The 17,761-nt window shown below is 56.8% G+C and carries 17 protein-coding genes; 2 read left to right on the plus strand and 15 right to left on the minus strand.

The window, feature by feature from the left end; translation table 11 throughout:
- Positions 1 to 398: 398 nt before the first annotated feature.
- Positions 399 to 1,106 (minus strand): hypothetical protein, encoded by a 708-nt coding sequence (locus tag CVU69_10815; protein ID PKN11645.1) that lies wholly within the window; start codon positions 1,104 to 1,106, stop codon positions 399 to 401.
- Positions 1,107 to 1,223: 117 nt separating this feature from the next.
- Here CVU69_10815 and rpoH point away from each other — a divergent pair, with 117 nt between their 5' ends.
- The gene (rpoH, locus tag CVU69_10820) at positions 1,224 to 2,063 is read left to right on the plus strand and encodes an RNA polymerase sigma factor RpoH (GenBank protein PKN11646.1); all 840 of its coding nucleotides are present in this window, start codon (positions 1,224 to 1,226) and stop codon (positions 2,061 to 2,063) included.
- Between the two features lie 174 nt (positions 2,064 to 2,237).
- Here the strand turns inward: rpoH and CVU69_10825 are convergent, their stop codons facing one another.
- The 8 genes from CVU69_10825 to CVU69_10860 all read right to left on the minus strand — a co-directional run bounded on the left by CVU69_10825 (position 2,238) and on the right by CVU69_10860 (position 11,433).
- Entirely contained in the window at positions 2,238 to 2,906 is a 669-nt protein-coding gene (locus CVU69_10825) for a 4'-phosphopantetheinyl transferase (GenBank protein ID PKN11647.1), read from the minus strand.
- Positions 2,903 to 3,892 carry a 3-beta hydroxysteroid dehydrogenase gene (locus CVU69_10830; protein ID PKN11648.1) on the minus strand — a complete coding sequence of 330 codons (990 nt, stop codon included), beginning with the start codon at positions 3,890 to 3,892 and terminating at the stop codon, positions 2,903 to 2,905. Before CVU69_10830 ends, CVU69_10825 begins: the two co-directional genes overlap by 4 nt.
- An 8-nt stretch (positions 3,893 to 3,900) precedes the next feature.
- Positions 3,901 to 5,571 carry a peptide synthase gene (locus CVU69_10835; protein PKN11649.1) on the minus strand — a complete coding sequence of 557 codons (1,671 nt, stop codon included), beginning with the start codon at positions 5,569 to 5,571 and terminating at the stop codon, positions 3,901 to 3,903.
- 4 nt (positions 5,572 to 5,575) lie between these two features.
- Positions 5,576 to 6,472 carry an alpha/beta hydrolase gene (locus CVU69_10840; GenBank protein ID PKN11650.1) on the minus strand — a complete coding sequence of 299 codons (897 nt, stop codon included), beginning with the start codon at positions 6,470 to 6,472 and terminating at the stop codon, positions 5,576 to 5,578.
- Positions 6,466 to 7,509 (minus strand): 3-oxoacyl-ACP synthase III, encoded by a 1,044-nt coding sequence (locus CVU69_10845; GenBank protein PKN11651.1) that lies wholly within the window; start codon positions 7,507 to 7,509, stop codon positions 6,466 to 6,468. Before CVU69_10845 ends, CVU69_10840 begins: the two co-directional genes overlap by 7 nt.
- Positions 7,510 to 7,610: 101 nt before the next feature.
- Positions 7,611 to 8,273: a site-2 protease family protein gene (locus CVU69_10850; protein PKN11652.1), complete on the minus strand. Its 663-nt coding sequence runs from the start codon at positions 8,271 to 8,273 to the stop codon at positions 7,611 to 7,613.
- 52 nt (positions 8,274 to 8,325) lie between these two features.
- Entirely contained in the window at positions 8,326 to 10,965 is a 2,640-nt protein-coding gene (locus CVU69_10855) for a polya polymerase (GenBank protein ID PKN11653.1), read from the minus strand.
- Complete coding sequence (locus tag CVU69_10860; GenBank protein PKN11654.1) at positions 10,966 to 11,433, minus strand: hypothetical protein; 468 nt, start codon at positions 11,431 to 11,433, stop codon at positions 10,966 to 10,968.
- Positions 11,434 to 11,641: 208 nt separating this feature from the next.
- Here CVU69_10860 and CVU69_10865 point away from each other — a divergent pair, with 208 nt between their 5' ends.
- Positions 11,642 to 11,905, plus strand: a complete 264-nt coding sequence (locus CVU69_10865; protein PKN11655.1) for a 30S ribosomal protein S20 — start codon at positions 11,642 to 11,644, stop codon at positions 11,903 to 11,905.
- A 53-nt stretch (positions 11,906 to 11,958) separates the two neighbouring features.
- Here the strand turns inward: CVU69_10865 and holA are convergent, their stop codons facing one another.
- The 6 genes from holA to CVU69_10895 form a co-directional block, all read right to left on the minus strand.
- On the minus strand, positions 11,959 to 12,951 hold the full coding sequence (gene holA, locus CVU69_10870; protein ID PKN11656.1) for a DNA polymerase III subunit delta: 993 nt from the start codon (positions 12,949 to 12,951) through the stop codon (positions 11,959 to 11,961).
- 5 nt (positions 12,952 to 12,956) lie between these two features.
- Positions 12,957 to 13,526 carry a hypothetical protein gene (locus CVU69_10875; GenBank protein ID PKN11657.1) on the minus strand — a complete coding sequence of 190 codons (570 nt, stop codon included), beginning with the start codon at positions 13,524 to 13,526 and terminating at the stop codon, positions 12,957 to 12,959.
- Positions 13,480 to 16,026, minus strand: a complete 2,547-nt coding sequence (locus CVU69_10880; protein PKN11753.1) for a leucine--tRNA ligase — start codon at positions 16,024 to 16,026, stop codon at positions 13,480 to 13,482. Before CVU69_10880 ends, CVU69_10875 begins: the two co-directional genes overlap by 47 nt.
- 155 nt (positions 16,027 to 16,181) lie before the next feature.
- Positions 16,182 to 16,400, minus strand: a complete 219-nt coding sequence (locus tag CVU69_10885; GenBank protein PKN11658.1) for a translation initiation factor IF-1 — start codon at positions 16,398 to 16,400, stop codon at positions 16,182 to 16,184.
- Between the two features lie 97 nt (positions 16,401 to 16,497).
- Positions 16,498 to 16,878, minus strand: coding sequence for a response regulator (locus CVU69_10890; protein PKN11659.1), 381 nt, complete (start codon positions 16,876 to 16,878; stop codon positions 16,498 to 16,500).
- Positions 16,879 to 16,898: 20 nt separating this feature from the next.
- Positions 16,899 to 17,723: a diguanylate phosphodiesterase gene (locus CVU69_10895; GenBank protein ID PKN11660.1), complete on the minus strand. Its 825-nt coding sequence runs from the start codon at positions 17,721 to 17,723 to the stop codon at positions 16,899 to 16,901.
- Positions 17,724 to 17,761 lie beyond the last annotated feature (38 nt).

The raw sequence follows: 17,761 nt of genomic DNA on the forward strand, positions 1-17,761 counted from the left end.
GCAGTCGAGCACGTCTTTCGGTATGGCCATCGGTTCCTCCAGTGGTTACGGGTTGTAACCGACGATGACCATTTACACAAAGTTTTTTACACCCTCGTTCTTGACTCGAGGCCCGTTCCAGCCAACGTAAAAACGCCGCCGACCAGCATCTAAAGCTGATCAAGGCGGCGTTATCTCGACTGCGTTCCGGTTTTGATACATTTGATCCCTACCTCATCAAAATGCCATTCAATCCATTAAAAAGATTCAAACTTGTACCGCAAAAAAAACAATTATGAAAGACAAAATCTCCCCTCTCACAACCTCACAGTAGGGGCACCCCCCTGTGGGTGCCCGGGTTCATGACACAAATCCGGGCGTCCTGTAAACGAATCGACCGTCGGTGATGCAGCTCGGGATTATAGACCATCGCCCCCTCCCCGTCCCGTCATCTTCTCGTACAACCCCCAGGGATTTCTCCGTTTGATCCAGACCGGAATAACGAGGATAAGGATGACAAATGCGAGGCCGAGGAAGATCTGAAGGAAGATATTTCCGGAAAAGAAACTCATGCCGTAGTAGTTGAGGATGATGGTGCCGGGGGTCATTCCCGCCAGGGTGCTCAGGGCAAAGGCTTGCAGCGACATGCGCGTCAGGCCGGCGCCGTAACTGACGAGGGCAAAGGAGAAGATCGGTTCGAGGCGGGCGAAAAGGACCGCAAAGATCAGATGGCGGTCGGCGATACGGTCGCAGAAGGTGATCTCGCGATGCAGGACACGGGTGATTGCATCGCGGCCAAGGGAGCGGGCCAGAAGGAAACAGACGATTGCGCCGAGCTCACTGCCGATCAGGGAGTAGATCGTCCCCCAGAAAGGGCCAAAGAGGGCACCGCCGGCGATGTCGAGAGGGGCGTTGGGGACGACGGAGACCATGATCGCAACGACACGCAGCAGGATAAAGGCCAGGGGCGCCCACCACCCTGTTCCTTGCAACAACTTCGCAATCCAGTCGGGATCAAAGAGTTCCGGCGGCATCGCCCACCAGACCAGAAGGCCGAGGGCGATGAGAATGAGGATAAGGATTGTCGCCTTGATCCAGGGGAGAAAGTTGTTTGGGGAATGTGCCATCTAGCGACCCGGCTCCAGAAAAAAACAATAAAATTTCGCTCTCCCCCTTGCAAAAGCCTCTGACTCTGACTATATTTAGCACTCAAATACCAAGAGTGCCAACGGAGGTTTTTCAGCATGGAATTAGCGCAACTTTCCTTGATGCCCGACACCCTGGATCGTTACATGAGTGAGATCAATCGACTTCCGCTGCTGTCGCGGGAGGAGGAGACCACTCTGGCACGACGCTGGCGCGATCATCAGGACATTGACGCCGCCCACCAGCTCACCTGCGCCCATCTGCGTTTTGTCGTCAAAATCGCCAACGAATACCGCTCGTACGGCATGCGCCTGCTTGACCTGATTCAGGAAGGGAATATCGGCCTGATGCTGGCGGTGAAAAAATTCGATCCGGAGCGCGGCATTCGCCTCATTACCTACGCGGTCTGGTGGATTCGCGCTTACATCCAGAACTTTATCATCCATTCCTGGTCACTGGTCAAGATCGGCACCACCCAGGCGCAGAAAAAACTCTTCTTCAAACTCTCCCAGGCCCGCGAAGCGATCCGTAACCTCACCGGCGACGCCGATGCCGAAGAGATCGGCCGCGCCTTGGAGTTACGCGGCAGCGCCGTCGAAGAGATGAGTGGCCGCATGTCGGGCCGCGACAGCTCCCTCGACCTCGCCCGTTTCGAAGGGGCGGAAGAGACCTTTCTTGATCATCTTCCGGATGAGCGGGAAAATCAGGAAGAAGCGCTGATGCGTCGTCAGGAAGAGACCCGCCGGGAAAAAACCATCGCTGCCGCCCTCTCGGCCCTCAATGAACGGGAGCGGCACATCGTCCATGAACGCTTCCTCGCCGAAGTGCCGCGCACCTTGCAGGATGTTGCCGATGAATATGGTATCACTCGCGAGCGGGTCCGCCAGCTCGAAAAGAACGCCATGGAGAAATTGCGCAAACTGCTGGCGCCGGCCTGAGAGAATAAAGCTAACAAGACATTTGCACACGGATCTGACGGATATAACGGATCAAGACAGATAAAGCGTGAACCATTCAATTGTTTAAAATCCTTTTCAATCCGTCCAATCAGATTTTATCCGTGTGCTCAATGCTCCAAAAAGGAACGATGGTCCCCTGACCTTCGTTCCTTTTTATTTTTCCTCTGTCGCCTGCCAGCGCCGCAATGTCGGAATCTCTCCCGCACACGCCACTGTCCCGACATAACCCGGTGCAATCCAGAATGATTGCAACCGCCAATCCCCCGCCTCTTGCTCTGCTGAGACAGAAAACCCCCTGCCCTGCCCTTTGAGGAGCGCTTCCTTGCGCGTCCAGAGCCGATAGAATCGTCGCCGGCGCTGTGCCGTCGGGGCGGCCAGGAGGAGTTCATTTTCGGCTGAGGTAAAGAACCGCGCGGCCAACGCTGCATAATCGAGGGCGGGATCGATCCTTTCGAGATCGACGCCGACCGCCGCATCGGCACGAAGCGCAAGGACCGCCCAGGCGCCGGAGTGGGACAGGTTGAATTGCAGGGCGTTGCTTGTCAGCGCCGGCTTGCCGTGCATGCCGCAGGTGAACTCTATAGCAACCGGATCCGAATGCAGATAAGAAGCGAGAATCTGGCGCAGACGGCCGCGGCCGACGATGAAATCCTGTGCTTTGCGGCGATCGAGCAGGCGTTTGGCGCGTTGCCATTCGTCGGCGCAAAGGAGGGTGTGGAGGAGGGAGATTTCTTCAGATGAAATCGTGAGGGGAATGCGCCAGAGGTGAACCTCCCCCGGCGGCAAAGAGCGCGTAACGGGCGGCGCAGGCCAGAGGGTCATCGCGCCAGCCACGCTTGCAGTCTCTCCATCCCGGCATCGAGGGAGACCAGGGGTTGATAACCGAAATCGCGGCGGGCGGCACTGATGTCGAACCAGTGGGAGGTGGAGAGTTCACGGGCGACAAAGCGGGTCATGCGCGGCTCGCCCGTGATCCGCAGCGCCGCGTAACTCTTCTCCAGCGTCCAGCCGATGGCGTAGGCAAGGCGCGGGGAGATGGTGCGGGTCACCGGCGGCAGACCGCCGGCAGCGAGGATGCGATTGACCATTTCCCAAAGGGGGATCGGTTCTCCCTGCGACAGGAAGTAAGCACGACCGGCGACTTGCGAACCGATCGCCAGAGCATCGGCGGCAAGGAGATGGGCCGCAGCGGCATTGTCGATATAGATGGTATCGACCAGACAGGGGCGCGTGCCGATGCGGCGCAGCGCCCCCTGGCGGCCGCGGGCAAGGATGCGCGGCACGAGGTGGTTATCCTCCGGCCCCCAGATCAGATGCGGGCGCAGGGCGACGGTCGCCAGTTCGGGACCGTTGCTGCGCAGGACGAGAATCTCCGCGGCGGCTTTGGTCTGCGGATAAGGGGCATGAAAGTGGCGCGGATAAGGGACCGACTCATCGACCCCTTCCATGTCATGGCCGTCAAAGATGACACTCGGTGAACTGGTATAAACGAGGCGGCGGACGCCGTGACGCCGGCAGGCGTCAATGACATTTTGCGTGCCGACGACGTTGGCCTGATAAAAGTCGGCATAGGGTCCCCAGATCCCGGCCTTGGCGGCGACGTGATAAACGATGTCGCAGCCGGCCACCGCCGCATCGACCGCCACCGGGTCGTGGAGCTCGCCGCAGCAATGTTCGACGCCGAGAGCGGCCAGCTCCGGATGGGGGGTGCGCGAAAAGGAGCGGACAACATCGCCGCGGGCGCGCAGCAAGCGGACAATCGCTTTGCCGAGAAAGCCGCCGCCGCCGGTGACCAGCGCCTTTACCATTGGGCGATTCATGAATCGCCCCTACATTCTTTTTCCGCCCAAATCGCCAGCTTTTCGCGAAAAATCTTGGCATTATGGCGGATATCGACGGGGAAGGCGGGATGAAAGAGGATGGTTGCGATCGACCGGGTCTGGCTATGCTGTTGACCGAGAACGCGGAGTTCGGCAGCAATCGCCCCCTGCTGCGCCGGATCGATCCCTTTTTCCAGTTCGACACAAAGGACCGGACGCTGACTGCCGATGGGGCCGGTGCCGACCAGGGCGGTGCGGTAGACTGCCGGGTGGGTGTTGAAGATCCCTTCACAGGGGATGGTGAAGAGGGGACCGTTTTCGGTGACAACCCGGTGCGACTTGCGACCGCAGAACCAGATTCGCCCGCTTTCGTCGCGATAACCGAGATCGCCCATGCGGTGATAGAAGCCGCCGGCCGGATCAGCGATCTTGGCCAGCGCCGTCGAAGTCGGGCGATTATGATAGCCCCGCGTCACCTGCGCCCCCTTGACGGCAATCTCGCCGATGGCACCGGGGACCACTTTCAGCGCATCATCCCAGCAAGGAATCGGCTGGTCACTGATGGTAATGATCTCCAGCTCGATCCCCGCCACCGGTCGGCCAACACAAACTCCCCGCCCCTGTTCGGTGAGAGCGCGGGTCTCGCCAAGGATCTCGGCACTGCCGATGGAGCAGACCGGCAACGCTTCGGTGGCGCCGTAAGGGGTGAAGATCTGCGCCGGGGCGTCGAGCATGGTTGCAAAGCGTTCCAATACCGTTGCCGGCACCGGCGCGCCGGCGGAGATGACCCGCTGCAAACTCGGCAGCTTGATCCCGTGTTCACGGCCGTAAAGGCTGACGCGATTGATCAGGGCCGGCGAGCCGAACATGCTGGTGATCTGGAAGGTCTGAATGGCGGTGATGATCTTGCGCGGATCGACGAGGGCCGGCCGGGTGAAGTCCATCTCCGGCAGGACCGAGGTCATCCCCAGAGCCGGGGCAAAGAGGGCAAAGAGGGGGAAGGTCGGCAGATCGATTTCGCCGGGCTGAATATTGTAAAGGTCGCGCAGCGCCGCGACCTGGGCGCTGAAGTTGCCGTGACTGTAGATGGCCCCCTTGGGGACGCCGGTGCTGCCGCTGGTAAAGAGGATCGCCGCGGTTTCGTCGACGGCGGTGGCGGCCATGGTATAAGGGCTTGGAGTCGGGATGGTCGCAAGGGCCCTGGAAAGGGCTGTCCCCCCCCAAAAACGGAGCGAGCCGACGGTAAGGAGGATCTTGAGCGTCGGCTTCCCCCAGCCAAGGAGACAGCGGGCGAGGTGGGCCTTGGGGATGCCGACAAAGGCGGTCGGCTCGGCCTCGGCGATACAGACCTTGAGATTCTTGATCCCCATCCCCGGATCGATAAGGATCGGAATCGCTCCGACCTTGAAGAGGGCAAAGGTCAGGGCAAAGAATTCCTCGCTCGGCGGAACCATAAGGACGGTGCGGACGCCGCGAACGATGCCAAGGGATTCGAGAGCGTGGGCGATGCGATCACTTTCCTGATCGAGTTGGGAATAGCTGGTGCGGGTGTAGCGGACCGAGCCGTCGGAATTGCGGCCGACCGGGCAATAGATCGCCGCGGTCTCAGGCTGGAGCCGGGCCATCTCCGGCAGGTGGGCGGCGATGTTGGTGAAAGAGCTCACCATCCTCTTATTCGGGGCTGGACAGGGGGTGGTGACTCAGGAACTTCTGGATCAACGGGATAACCTCTTCCTGGGCGTCTTCAAGGATGTAATGGCCGCAATCGGGGTAGGAATGGACCTCGGCATCCGGGAAGCGCCGCTGCCACTCGTCGCGGAAGTGGTGATCAAAGACAAAGTCGCGCTCCCCCCAGCAGATCAGCATCGGCAGCGTTGCAAAACGGTGCAGCCCGTCCGCCACTTCCTGAATCAGCGCATAACCGGGGTCTTCCGGCTTGAGGGGGATATCCTGGACAAAGCGGAGCGTGGCGATACGATGGTGCCAGGTGTCGTAAGGGCTGCAATAAGCATCGCGCAGCTCTTTGCTCAGCGGGTGACGTTTGCAGCCGACGCGGGCGGCGAGGCGGGCAAAAGCATTGAGCCCCTGCACGAGGAAGACGCCGAACTGGGTGTCGCGGCAAATCTGCAGAGCGAGGGGAAATTTCTTGGCCGCGGGGAGTGGAAAGGCACTTGTGTTAAGAATGACCAGCCGGGCGATGCGCTCGGGGTGGCGCGAGGCATAAGCCATACCGATCATCCCCCCCCAATCGTGAACAACCAGGGTGATCTTCTCGCGCAGGCCAAGAGCTTCGAGGAGGGCTTCGAGATCATCGACGCGCTGCTTGAGAGTGAAGGAATAGCCGGAATCGACCGGTTTATCGGAAAGGCCGCAGCCGATGTGATCAGGGACGATCACCCGATACTGGTCGCGCAGAGCAAGGACAAGGTTGCGGTAGTAAAAGGACCAGGTCGGGTTGCCGTGAACCATGACCACGGTTTCGCCCTGACCTTCATCGAGGTAGTGGTACTTCAAACCACCCAGGTCGTGATAATGGGCCGTAAAGGGATAAAGCGATTTCTTTACCATTGGATCCCCAGCATCAGACAGTTGAGACCGCTGCCGATGCCAAGAAAGCCGACAATATCGCCAGGAAGGAGGACGTCGCGCTCCTTGGCGAGAGCCGCGGTCACCGGCAGGGAGACCGTCCCCATGTTGCCGAGGAATTCGTAGGTGGTGAAGTCCTTCTCCAGCGGTACGCCGATCGTCTGCAAAATCAGCTTCTGGTGGGCATTGCCAACCTGATGGCAGATAACCTTATCGATCTGCTCAGTGCTCAGATCGAGCTCCTTGAGCAGTGCATCCCAGGTGCGTTTGCCGAGTTCGACGCCATGCTTCATCACCGCCACCGCATCGGTCTGCATGTAGGGGACGTGGTTCTCGACGGAGTTGGATTTGATCCCCCAGCGGCAGAGTTTATGGTGCTGCGGCTCGGCGAGATTGACGCCGCCGAGGAGCTTGGGACGCCGGGCCGGGGTAAAGGAGCCATCAGTGAGGAGGACCGCCGCCGCCCCGGAACCACCGGTAAAGGTGGCCAGCGAGGTGGTAAAGAGCTCCATGCTCGGATTATCGTTCATCTTCTTGATCATGACTTCATTGATTTCGCGGGAACTCTCGCAAGCCACAACCAATCCGGCGCGAATCTGACCGAGTTCGATGCGATTGGCAATATCAAGGACGCCGTTGAGAATCCCGAGACAGGCATTGGAGATGTCGTAAATAGCGGCACCGCCGTGGACACCAAGGGCAGCCGCTACCGGACAAGCGGTGGCCGGCTCGAAGTTCTCGCGACAGACGCCGGCATAAACGACGGCGCCGATATCCTGCGGGGTGATATTCCGCCCTTGCAGAGCTTTGCGGGCAGCGGCGATCGCCCCCAAAGAGACCGGGGTATTCGGCTTCCACCAGCGCCGCTCGCGAATGCCGGTCAGGGTTTCGAGTTGCCCCGGCGCAATGTGCAGCGCTTCATACATCGGCTTAAGGCGCTGTTCCAGCTCCGTCGACGTCACAACGATCGGCGCCAATTCATAACCGACTGATTCTATGTAAACTCGTGAATATCTCATGAACCACCATTGAGGGGTAAATTGTTTTGGCTGTTATACCTGTTGCGGCGCCGGCAATCAAGAATTACCGCGAGGAGAAAAGAACTTTTGCAGCTGCCGGCTCAACGGCCAAAGAGAAAACGCATCGCCTGTTCCACGACCACCACCTGCTGTCCGGCAAAGATCACCAAGAGAAAATTCACCATCGGCGCGATCACCGCTTTCCATAAACCGGTAAAATAGATCAGGACAATGACCAGCAAAAAGCCGAACGGTTCAATCCGCGACAAGGTATAGGCCTGGCGGGGCGGAAGGAGTCCCATCAGAACCCGTCCGCCATCCAGCGGGGGTATCGGCAGCAGATTAAAGAGGGCAAGGAGGAGATTGACATACAGGCCAAATCCGAGCATCAGCGAAATCGCTTCGAGGGAACGGGATTGCAGCGACAGCATCCCGAGAAGATGCAGCCCCAGAGCGCAGAGCGTCGCCAACAGGAGGTTGGCGATTGGACCGCCGAGCGCCACCAGAATCATGTCGCGGCGGGGGTTGCGCAGATTACTGAAGGTCACCGGTACCGGCTTGGCCCAGCCAAAACCGAAGATCAGCAGGGTGATCGTTCCGACGAGATCAAGATGTTTCACCGGATTGATCGTCAAGCGCCCGAGCAGCCGTGCCGTCGGATCGCCAAAGTGGTCGGCAACCAGCCCGTGCGCCACCTCATGGGCAGTGATCGCGAGCAAAGCCGGGACGAGCATGATCGAGAGTTTGGCAAAGAAGTCTTCCATAAGTTCCTTTAATCCTTTAGCGATAGATCTTCAAAATCAATTCAGGAGAACATTAAAGCACAGAAGTGAAGCGCTTTTTCACAAAAGATATTTCATCGCTGCGACTCTCCACCTCGGCATCGAGACGGGCAAAGCGCAGGGCATCCAGAATTTCCCGATAAATCGGGCCGGGAGCAAACCCGAGCTTGTGCAGATCGTCCCCACTCAGCTCGGGATGAACCGTGCGCAGATGAATGAGGTACTGCGAAATCCAGCGGCGGATTTCGTCGTCAGCGCGGGCACTGAGATACAGGAGGACGGTCGTCGAGCAGGTCGAAAACCAGTGATAGATTTCACTGGCCCGCGGCACGGGGGAGCGCTTCTTCTTTCGGGTCAAACGGGCCAAGAGTCCATGCGCCTCAGCGCGACCGGCAAGAAGGTCGTGACGCTGACTTTCCGGCATCTGCAGCCGCGTGGTCATCTCCTCCATCGCGGCATCATCAAGATGGGAGGTCAGACAAAGGAAGTAGAGCTGCCACGCCTCGATCTTTTCGCCGGTATACAAGAGTTGGAACCAGTTCAGCGTCTGTTCCGCCGCCACAAAGAGCTTGGCAATCTTTTCACTTAAAACCAGATCCTTTTGCACATAGGGCAGGAGACCGTAGTTCGCAAGCTGCCGGAGAATCGGCAGCGGCTCTTCCTCCTGCAAAATGGTGATGAGCTCGTTACGCAGCCGCACACCGCTGATCCTGGCGACAAAGCCGAGCCGGACCGCACTGCGCAGCAGGGATTCGGTGTGAGGACCGATGTGGAAGCCGAGACGCTGCGCAAAGCGGATGGCGCGAAAAACCCGGGTCGGGTCTTCGATAAAGCTGAGATTATGCAGAATCCGGATCACCCGGTTTTCGAGGTCAAGTTGTCCGCCAAAGAAATCGTACAACTCCCCGAAACGCCCTTGATTCAGGGCGATGGCAAGAGTATTGATGGTAAAGTCGCGGCGGTAAAGATCGAGTTTGAGGGAGGCCTCCTCGACACTGGGAAGCGCCCCCGGCTGCAGATAGTACTCCATCCGCGCCGAGGCCACGTCGATTTTGAAGTGGTCAGGACAGATAACCACCGCCGTGCCGAATTTGGCATGCGTTCGTACCCGCGCCGCTAAGGCCGCAGCCAAGGCCTCGGCAAAGACGATCCCCTCCCCTTCGACGACCAGATCGAGATCAAAATTCTTTTTGCGCAACAGAAGATCCCGGACAAAACCGCCGACGAGATAGACCGCCACCGACAAACGATCGGCGACGGCTGCGACGGCTTCCAATAGCTCGATGATTTTCGACGGCAGACGGTCGCGCAGCAACCGTTCGATCGGACGGCGCTTGAAGAGGGCGCCGCCATGCACCGCGGCCCCCTGCACCGGTAAAGCGCGCTGCCCGGAGACGAGGTGACGCAACAGGTCGGTGCGGGTGATGGCGCCGACCAGTCGCCCGCTCTCGACCACCGGCACAAAACGTTGATCGCGGCGGGTCATCAACTCTTTGAGTTCGACGACCGGGGTTTGTGGCGCCACCGCAAAGAAGTCCCGATTCATGAATTCATCGATGGCGGTCTTTTCAAGTCCATGCTGTGCGGCCTTGTCGACCGTCTGACGAGTGAGGACGCCGACGACTGCCCCCTCAGCCAGGACCGGAGCGGCATTGACGTTGTAACGAGTGAGAAAATCGCGCGCCGCCTGAATCGTCGTACCGCTTTCCACGGTTTTCACCGGGACGCTCATCAGATCCTCGGCCCGCCAGAGCGGAGTGACATGCCGGCTCAAGATCATCGGCAGCATCTCCAGAACCTGAATCAAGGTAAAGTTGCGAACCGTGGCCGAGGCGGCCTGGGCGTGCCCGCCGCCGCCGAATTCAGCGAGGATATCGTTCATCGGCACTTCGCTGCGCCGCGAACGCCCGACGAGAATCAGCCGGTCCCCCATCCGGATCACGAGAATAATCGCGTCCAGACTCTCCATATCCTTGATTTTATGGGCCAGGGTGGCGACATCGCCGACAAAATCCGGCGAACTGGCATGTGCAATACTGACGTCGATGCCGTTGATATTGAGAACCTGCCGGGACTGAATAAGCGCATGCAGGAGCTCAACCTGATCCGCTGTCATCTCTTGCACGAGATTTTCAGCAACGATGCCAAGCTCGGCACCATGGCGAAGGAGAAAAGCGGCGGCAAGATAATCGCGCTCGGTCGTCGAGGTAAACTGCAGGCTGCCGGTATCTTCATAAAGACCGAGCATCATGGCGGTCGCTTCACCCGGTGTCGGGACGATCCCCTGTTCCTGAAAGAGTTCAGAGAAGATCGTCACCGTCGCCCCGACCGGGGCGATCCGGGCGAGTACCGGGCTGAGTTCAGTCTCCTTGCCGGGGTGGTGATCAAAAATATGCAACTCTACCCCTCTCCGGCGAGCAACTTCGGCAAAGGGACCGATGCGCTCCAGTTGGCTAACATCGACGAGGATCAGGCGATCAATGGCCGCCAGATCGACCTCACGGATCTTGCTGAAGAGTGCGGCGCAATCGTCGTGCTGCGCAAGGTAAGCGCTGACTCCCTTCTCCTGTGCGCCGGGAAAGACCAGCAGCGCTTGGGGATAAAGGCGGCGTGCCGCGACCATCGCCCCGAGACAATCGAAATCCGCATTGACATGGGTCGTAATCAGATCCATTCACGCCGCCTTTTCATGATGGAGAAGAAAGATCTTGGTCGCAATACCAGCGCCGCCGGAATAACCGGTCAGGGCGCCGTTGGCGGCGATCACCCGATGACAGGGGAGGATGATCGGCAAGGGATTGCGGGCCATGATCCCGCCGACGGCTCTTGCGGCAGCGGGCTGACCGGCACGACGGGCAAGTTCTCCGTAAGTGATTGTTTCCCCATAAGGGACATCGCGCAAAATCGTATAGACCTGCGCCGTAAAACCCTGCCAGCGGGAAAAATCGATTGGGACCGTAAAGGTTTGCAAACTGCCGGAAAAATATTGCCTTAACTCTTGCCGCGCCAGCAGGAGGTGCGGATTGTCCGGTTCCTGATCAATGATCTCACCTTCATCCCACACAAGAGAATAAAGCCCCTGAGCGCCGGCTACCAGCCGTATCATTCCGATCGGAGTATCAAGGGCGCAGCATGGAGACATAAGTTTTCTTTCTGAAGAAAAATATATTTTCTTGACAACAAAAAAAGAAGGATTATTATTGATTAATTCATTGTATTGACAACGTAACTTACTGTTTAAATGATAAAATTCAAGATTAATTCAATTATTTTAACTTGACAGCGATCCATTCTAATGCTATATGCATACACAACATTGACGACATGTCTACTATTCGGAGGTAACGACCTTGGCTAATCACAAATCATCAGAAAAACGGATTCGGCAGACCGCCGTACGGACCGCCCGTAACACTCATATCCGTTCCACCATGCGGACCTATGTCAAACAAGTTCGTGAAGCTGTCGCTGAAGGGAACATTGACGGGGCAAAACTTGCTCTGGCAAAAGCGGTCCCCTGTATCGACAAAGCCGCGACTAAAGGGGTGATTCACAGCGCCACTGCCAGTCGCAAGATTTCACGCCTGAGCAAACTGGTCAACGATTTGACCTGATCGACAAATTATGCGTGTTGTTCCAGGGTCATTCGCAAGAATGGCCCTTTTTTTTATTCGCTGCACAGGGACAGAACCAGGCCTTCGAGCATTGCCGCCGGGTGGGCGCCCGCCGATTTAAGAGCGAGGTCGGTCGCCAGCAGACGCTCAAAGGCCTGTCGCATCTGCTCGCCAGTGAAATTACGCGACTGACGGATCAAACCATCAAGAAAATAAGGATTCACCCCCGCGACCTTGGCGATTTCGCCCTTGGAACGCTTCTGTGCCACCATCTCCCCGACTTTACATAAATTGCGCATATGCCGCGTCACCATATTAAGAACCAGGAGAGCGGCAAGTCCTTCGTCGAGGATGCGCCCTACCAGCGCCACCGCCTGGGCTGTCTGCCGCTCACCAATGGCATCATTCAGCGCAAAGACCGTCTCCTGCCGACTCCCCGTCACCACCGCTTCAACATCGGCGACATCGGCGAGTTTTTTCTCACCGAGGTAGAGAGCCAACTTGATCAGTTCAGTCTCGACTTCCTGAAGATTGGCACCGACACGACGACAAAAAAGGGTAAGGCCGGCATCGGTCAAAGTCAGATGATTTTGCCTGGCCAGATCACGAATTGCTGCCGGCAGCTGGTTGTCATACAACTTCTTAAACTCAACCAACTCGCCATGCTTCTTGAAATCGATGAAGAATTTTCTCCGGGCATCGATCTTTTCGCCGACAAAGATCAAGAGGGTCTCAGGCAAGGGATGTTGCAGATAGCTCTGCACACCTTCAAGCTCGGCGGCAACAATCTGGTGGGCGCCTTTGACAATCACAACCCGGCGCGCAAAGAAGACCGGATAAGTACGAACCGTATCAAGGAGTTTGGCGGCAGAAAATTCTTTGGGGTGGAAGATGGTGAGATTAAAATCCCGTGCGTCCAAAGGGATCGCTTTGTCGAGAAGGTGATGGAGGGTGCGTTCAAGGAGGAACTGCTCCTCCCCGTAAAGGAAGAGAAGCGGAGGGAAGTGCCCGTTCGCAATAACCCGCTCAAGCTCGGCGACAGTCATGCTCTTTACTTGCCTCCGCTCCAGAAGAGCGCATCTGTTACCTGAATATAAAGATCATTCGCCAATCGCTCGGCACTCTGCTGCAAGACCAGATCGGGATCGTTGCCGGTATAATCCTGGCTCGTCGCTAATGTCCCGCGCCAGACCATTTCGCGCGCGGCGCCAGGATGGCGCAGGGTCGAGCGTACGGCCAGATCCGCTTTGTAAGCACTGATGGTGTCAGCCTGACTGTAGGCAATCGGCGCGGTGTCATAAAGGGTGATCGCTCCACCGAGGACGAGATCGGCCTGAGCAGGATTTTCGACGATGGAGAAGAGGGGACTGCGGGCAAAACGTTCAATGATCTGCACGGTCAGGACATCGTTGGTAAAAGCGCGGTGCGTATCGTTGGCAAAGAGCTCGATATAAAGACGCGGACGTTCGGTCGCCGCAGATTGCCGGCCTTCGAGGTGATAGCCGCAAGCGCCGCAAACAAGGAGGAGCAGAATCGGGACCAGCAACTTGATCAGCAAACCCTGTCGCATCCGCTTAACCGATAACGATATTAACGAGGCGGTTCGGTACGACGATGACATTACGGATGGTTTGTCCGGCCAGCGCCCGTGCCACGTTGGCTTCAGCCAAAGCCTGCACCTTGACTTCGTCATCACCAAGATCAGCGGTCACGGTAATCCTGCCGCGCATCTTGCCGTTGACCTGCACAACAATGACCTTTTCGTCGTCGATGATCGCCTCGGCATCCCACACCGGCCAACCCGCCGCCTCCAGGCCCCCGGTATGGCCGAGATGACTCCACAACTCTTCGGTGACATGCGGCACAAAGGGAGCAAGCAGACGCACAACAGATTCCACCGCCTCACGCATGACCGCCGGGTGAGTGGTCTTGCCTTCAAAGGCGCTGATGCCATTGACCAGCTCCATGATGGCAGCGATAGCGGTATTGAAATGGAAGCGGCCGTCGATATCCTCGGTGACCTTGCGGATCGTCCGATGGGTCAGACGCCGCAGGTTGCGGGCGAGCCCGTCCTGTTCAAAACCGTCAGCGACTAGATGACGATGTTCAAAGACCAAACGCCAGACCCGGTTGAGAAAACGATAACAGCCGTCAACACTTTGATCATTCCACTCCAGATGCTTCTCCGGGGGGGCAGCAAAGAGGGAGAAGAGCCGGGCGGTATCGGCCCCGTACTGGGCAATCAGTTTATCCGGATCGACAACATTCTTCTTCGACTTGCTCATCTTTTCAGTGCGCCCTGCCAAAGCAGGAATTCCACACTTCGAACATTGTCCGTCGACGACCTCTTCCGGATAAAGCCAGCCATGGGTGGAGCAGGATTGTGTCTCCTTGCAGACCATCCCCTGCGTCAAAAGATTGGTGAAAGGTTCATCCGCCGCCAGAAAGCCGAGATCGCGCATGACCTTGCAGAAGAAACGGGCATAAAGAAGGTGCATGACCGCATGCTCGACGCCGCCGATATATTGATCGACCGGCATCCAGTAATCGACTTGCGCCTTATCGACCGGCGCATCCGTCGCCTGCGGAGAACAGTAGCGGGCAAAGTACCAGGAGCTCTCGACAAAGGTGTCGAAGGTATCGGTATCGCGCCGCGCTGCCCTGCCGCACCTGGGGCAGGCAACCTCGACAAATTTCGCTGACTTGGCCAGGGGGCTGCCGCCTTCGCCGGTAAAGGGGACATCGGTCGGCAGGATGACCGGGAGTTCCGACTCCGGAACCGGGACCATGCCGCAATCATCGCAGTAGATGATCGGGATCGGTGTTCCCCAGTAACGCTGGCGGGAAACCCCCCAGTCGCGCAGCCGATAATTGACCGTCTTCTTACCGATTTTGCGACGCTCCAGGGCATCAGCAATCGCTTCTTTCGCCGCATCATTGGCCAGGCCGTCAAAGTCACCGGAATTGACCAGATGGCCGGGACCGGTCCACGCCTCGGTCATTGTCTCCGGGTTAAGCAGCACCCCTTGTGGTTCAATGACCACTACCATCGGCAGATCAAACTTGCGGGCGAATTCAAAATCGCGTTGATCATGGGTCGGTACCGCCATGACCGCACCGGTGCCGTAATCCATCAGCACAAAGTTGCCGAGATAGATCGGCATCTTATGCGCGGTGACGGGATTAATGCAGTAAGAGCCGGTAAAGACCCCTTCCTTCTCGAAATCGTCACTGCTCCGTTTGATCTTGTCCTGAGCTTTTACTTTGGCGATGAAAGACTCAACTTCGGCAAGGCGCTCCGGCACTGTCAACTCCAGCGCCAGAGGATGCTCGGGAGCAAGGCTCATAAAGGTGGCGCCGAAGAGCGTATCCTGCCGGGTGGTAAAGACCCGGATCGACTGCGATTGGCCGGCGACGGGAAAATCGATTTCACAACCGGTGCTACGACCGATCCAGTTGCGCTGCATGGTCAAGACCGTCTCCGGCCAGCCCGGGAGATGGTTGGTCGCTTCGAGCAGCTCTTCGGCATAAGCGGTAATGCGGAAGAACCATTGCTCCAGCTCTTTTTGCTCAACCTTACTGTCACAGCGCCAGCAACCGTCATCTTCCACCTGCTCGTTGGCGAGAACGGTCTGGCAGGAAGGGCACCAGTTAACAAAGGAACTCTTTTTATAGGCGAGCCCTTTTTCGAACATCTGCAAAAAAATCAACTGCTCCCAACGGTAATAATCCGGGTCGCAGGTCGCCAGTTCCCGGCTCCAGTCATAGGAAAACCCCATGGACTTGAGTTGGGTGCGCATATTGGCAATATTTTCGAAGGTCCACTTTGCCGGGTGAATGTTATTCTGAATCGCCGCGTTCTCTGCCGGCATGCCGAAAGCGTCCCACCCCATCGGATGCAGGACATTGAAGCCGCGCAACCGCTTGAAGCGAGCCACGACATCGCCGATCGAATAGTTGCGAACATGCCCCATGTGGATGCGGCCTGAGGGGTAGGGAAACATTTCCAGGAGATAAAACTTGGGGAGAGATGAAGACATATCGGCAACAAACGTTGACTGCTCGTCCCAGAATTGCTGCCACTTCTTTTCGATATCCGCCGGGGTATAACGCTCCTGCATCTTCATTTCTCCACTCAACTTTGCTTAAAAGCCCCAGAAAACAGGAATACCGGCCAGGCCGGTATTCTCGCTAGACAATCAGGACAAAGAGAACAGGGTCAATTCATCCCTCGGTGCAATGACAGGCCCCATCATGTTACAGTACAAAATCCTGACTATTTGGCGCGGTAGGTAATCCGGCCACGGGTCAAATCGTAGGGAGAAAGTTCAACGGTGACCCGATCACCGGGAAGGATACGGATATAAAACTTGCGCATCTTTCCGGAAATATGCGCCAAAACAACATGACCGTTGTCGAGTTTGACGCGGAACATGGCATTAGGCAAGGGCTCAATGACCGAACCTTCTACTTCAATTGCTTCTTCTTTAGACAAACGTTCCTCCGTCAAACACAGGGTGTAGATCCAGACAAGGTTGAGTGTATAGCATGATTTTTCTGTAGATTCAACTTGTTTGCTTTACTTAGCACGTTTAGGCGGGCAGATTCAGCAAGCGCCTGGTCACATCGAGGATCTGGGTTGTCTGGATCGGTTTGGTAATATATGCGTTGGCTCCCAAAGCAATCGCCCGCTCTTTGTCTTCGCTGGCGCCCTCGGTGGTAATAATCACGATCGGCACCGCCGCATAGTTGGGGTCGCTTCGCACCAGACTGACCAACTTGAGGCCATCCATAATCGGCATATTGATGTCGGTGAGAATCATGTCAAATTTCGTCGCGGAGAGTTTTTTCAAACCGTCAACCCCATCCCCCGCCTCGACAATATTGAGTCCCCGGATCCGCTTCAATGCAAAGACGATCAATTGCCGCATGGTCGGAGAATCTTCTACGATCAACACATTATAGTTAGACATAGTCTTGCTCCTGGTTACGATTACTTGGTCAGAAGATCAATAAAACCCTGAATTGTCGAGAGCTTGCGTTCCGATTCCGAGTAAAGCTTGGACGAGAAGATAGCTGTCGCCGCATGCCCCGCCAGAAGCGTGAAGAGCTCATAATCAACCTCGGCAAATTTGGGCTTTTGCACCAAAAGTTTATAGATCACAATGACGCCGATCACGCGCTCTTTGATCTTCAGGGGGATAACGACAAGGGGGTGATAAAAATCCCGCTCATAGTTATCCATCTGATCGATAAAGTAATTTTCACCGGTCTTGGCCATCTGCCCGACCAGACCGTCACCGATGGCGATCGAAGGAACTTCGGAGATCTCCAACCCCTCGGTCATTACCGCCTGCAGTTTATTGGTCTTTTCATCGAGCAGCATGATGGCAAATTCTTCGGCGCCAATCAGATTGATGACAATTTCAGTAATGACCTGTAAGACTTCGCGAAAATCGAGGGTGGAATGCAACTGATAGGAAGCGATGTACAGATTTGCCAACATGTTGTTTTCGCTTTCGATTTCAACATAGCGATTGGCAAAGTTGGCATTCTCTTCTTCGACCTTCCGGGCGCGTCCGAGAATCTCTTCCTTTTGCTGTTCGAGTTCCTCGATCCGTTTTCGCATGCGGATGGTTTCCTCGTTATCAACATTACTGCTGCCGTTCTTTAACTGACCTTCAAGCTGAAGGAGAGAGAAACGCAGCCGCTCATTCTCCTTAAGCAGATCCTGGGTAAAATCCGCCCCTCTCTTAAAGACCTGCAGGAACTCTTCGGCGCGGCGACTTGCGCTCTTGTCATCGTCCTGTTCACTCATAAAGTGATCTCCTTCCTTATCGGTACAAGAAATTGGTT

It is taken from the genome of Deltaproteobacteria bacterium HGW-Deltaproteobacteria-4, assembly GCA_002841765.1.
GTDB lineage: Bacteria > Desulfobacterota > Desulfuromonadia > Desulfuromonadales > UBA2197 > UBA2197.

Excerpts from the sequence above, each read along its gene's own strand:
- CVU69_10815 (PKN11645.1), bottom strand. The coding sequence starts at position 1,106 with ATGGCACATTCCCCAAACAACTTTCTCCCCTGGATCAAGGCGACAATC.
- rpoH (PKN11646.1), top strand. The coding sequence starts at position 1,224 with ATGGAATTAGCGCAACTTTCCTTGATGCCCGACACCCTGGATCGTTAC.
- CVU69_10825 (PKN11647.1), bottom strand. The coding sequence starts at position 2,906 with ATGACCCTCTGGCCTGCGCCGCCCGTTACGCGCTCTTTGCCGCCGGGG.
- CVU69_10830 (PKN11648.1), bottom strand. The coding sequence starts at position 3,892 with ATGGTAAAGGCGCTGGTCACCGGCGGCGGCGGCTTTCTCGGCAAAGCG.
- CVU69_10835 (PKN11649.1), bottom strand. The coding sequence starts at position 5,571 with ATGGTGAGCTCTTTCACCAACATCGCCGCCCACCTGCCGGAGATGGCC.
- CVU69_10840 (PKN11650.1), bottom strand. The coding sequence starts at position 6,472 with ATGGTAAAGAAATCGCTTTATCCCTTTACGGCCCATTATCACGACCTG.
- CVU69_10845 (PKN11651.1), bottom strand. The coding sequence starts at position 7,509 with ATGAGATATTCACGAGTTTACATAGAATCAGTCGGTTATGAATTGGCG.
- CVU69_10850 (PKN11652.1), bottom strand. The coding sequence starts at position 8,273 with ATGGAAGACTTCTTTGCCAAACTCTCGATCATGCTCGTCCCGGCTTTG.
- CVU69_10855 (PKN11653.1), bottom strand. The coding sequence starts at position 10,965 with ATGGATCTGATTACGACCCATGTCAATGCGGATTTCGATTGTCTCGGG.
- CVU69_10860 (PKN11654.1), bottom strand. The coding sequence starts at position 11,433 with ATGTCTCCATGCTGCGCCCTTGATACTCCGATCGGAATGATACGGCTG.
- holA (PKN11656.1), bottom strand. The coding sequence starts at position 12,951 with ATGACTGTCGCCGAGCTTGAGCGGGTTATTGCGAACGGGCACTTCCCT.
- CVU69_10875 (PKN11657.1), bottom strand. The coding sequence starts at position 13,526 with ATGTCATCGTCGTACCGAACCGCCTCGTTAATATCGTTATCGGTTAAG.
- CVU69_10880 (PKN11753.1), bottom strand. The coding sequence starts at position 16,026 with ATGCAGGAGCGTTATACCCCGGCGGATATCGAAAAGAAGTGGCAGCAA.
- CVU69_10890 (PKN11659.1), bottom strand. The coding sequence starts at position 16,878 with ATGTCTAACTATAATGTGTTGATCGTAGAAGATTCTCCGACCATGCGG.
- CVU69_10895 (PKN11660.1), bottom strand. The coding sequence starts at position 17,723 with ATGAGTGAACAGGACGATGACAAGAGCGCAAGTCGCCGCGCCGAAGAG.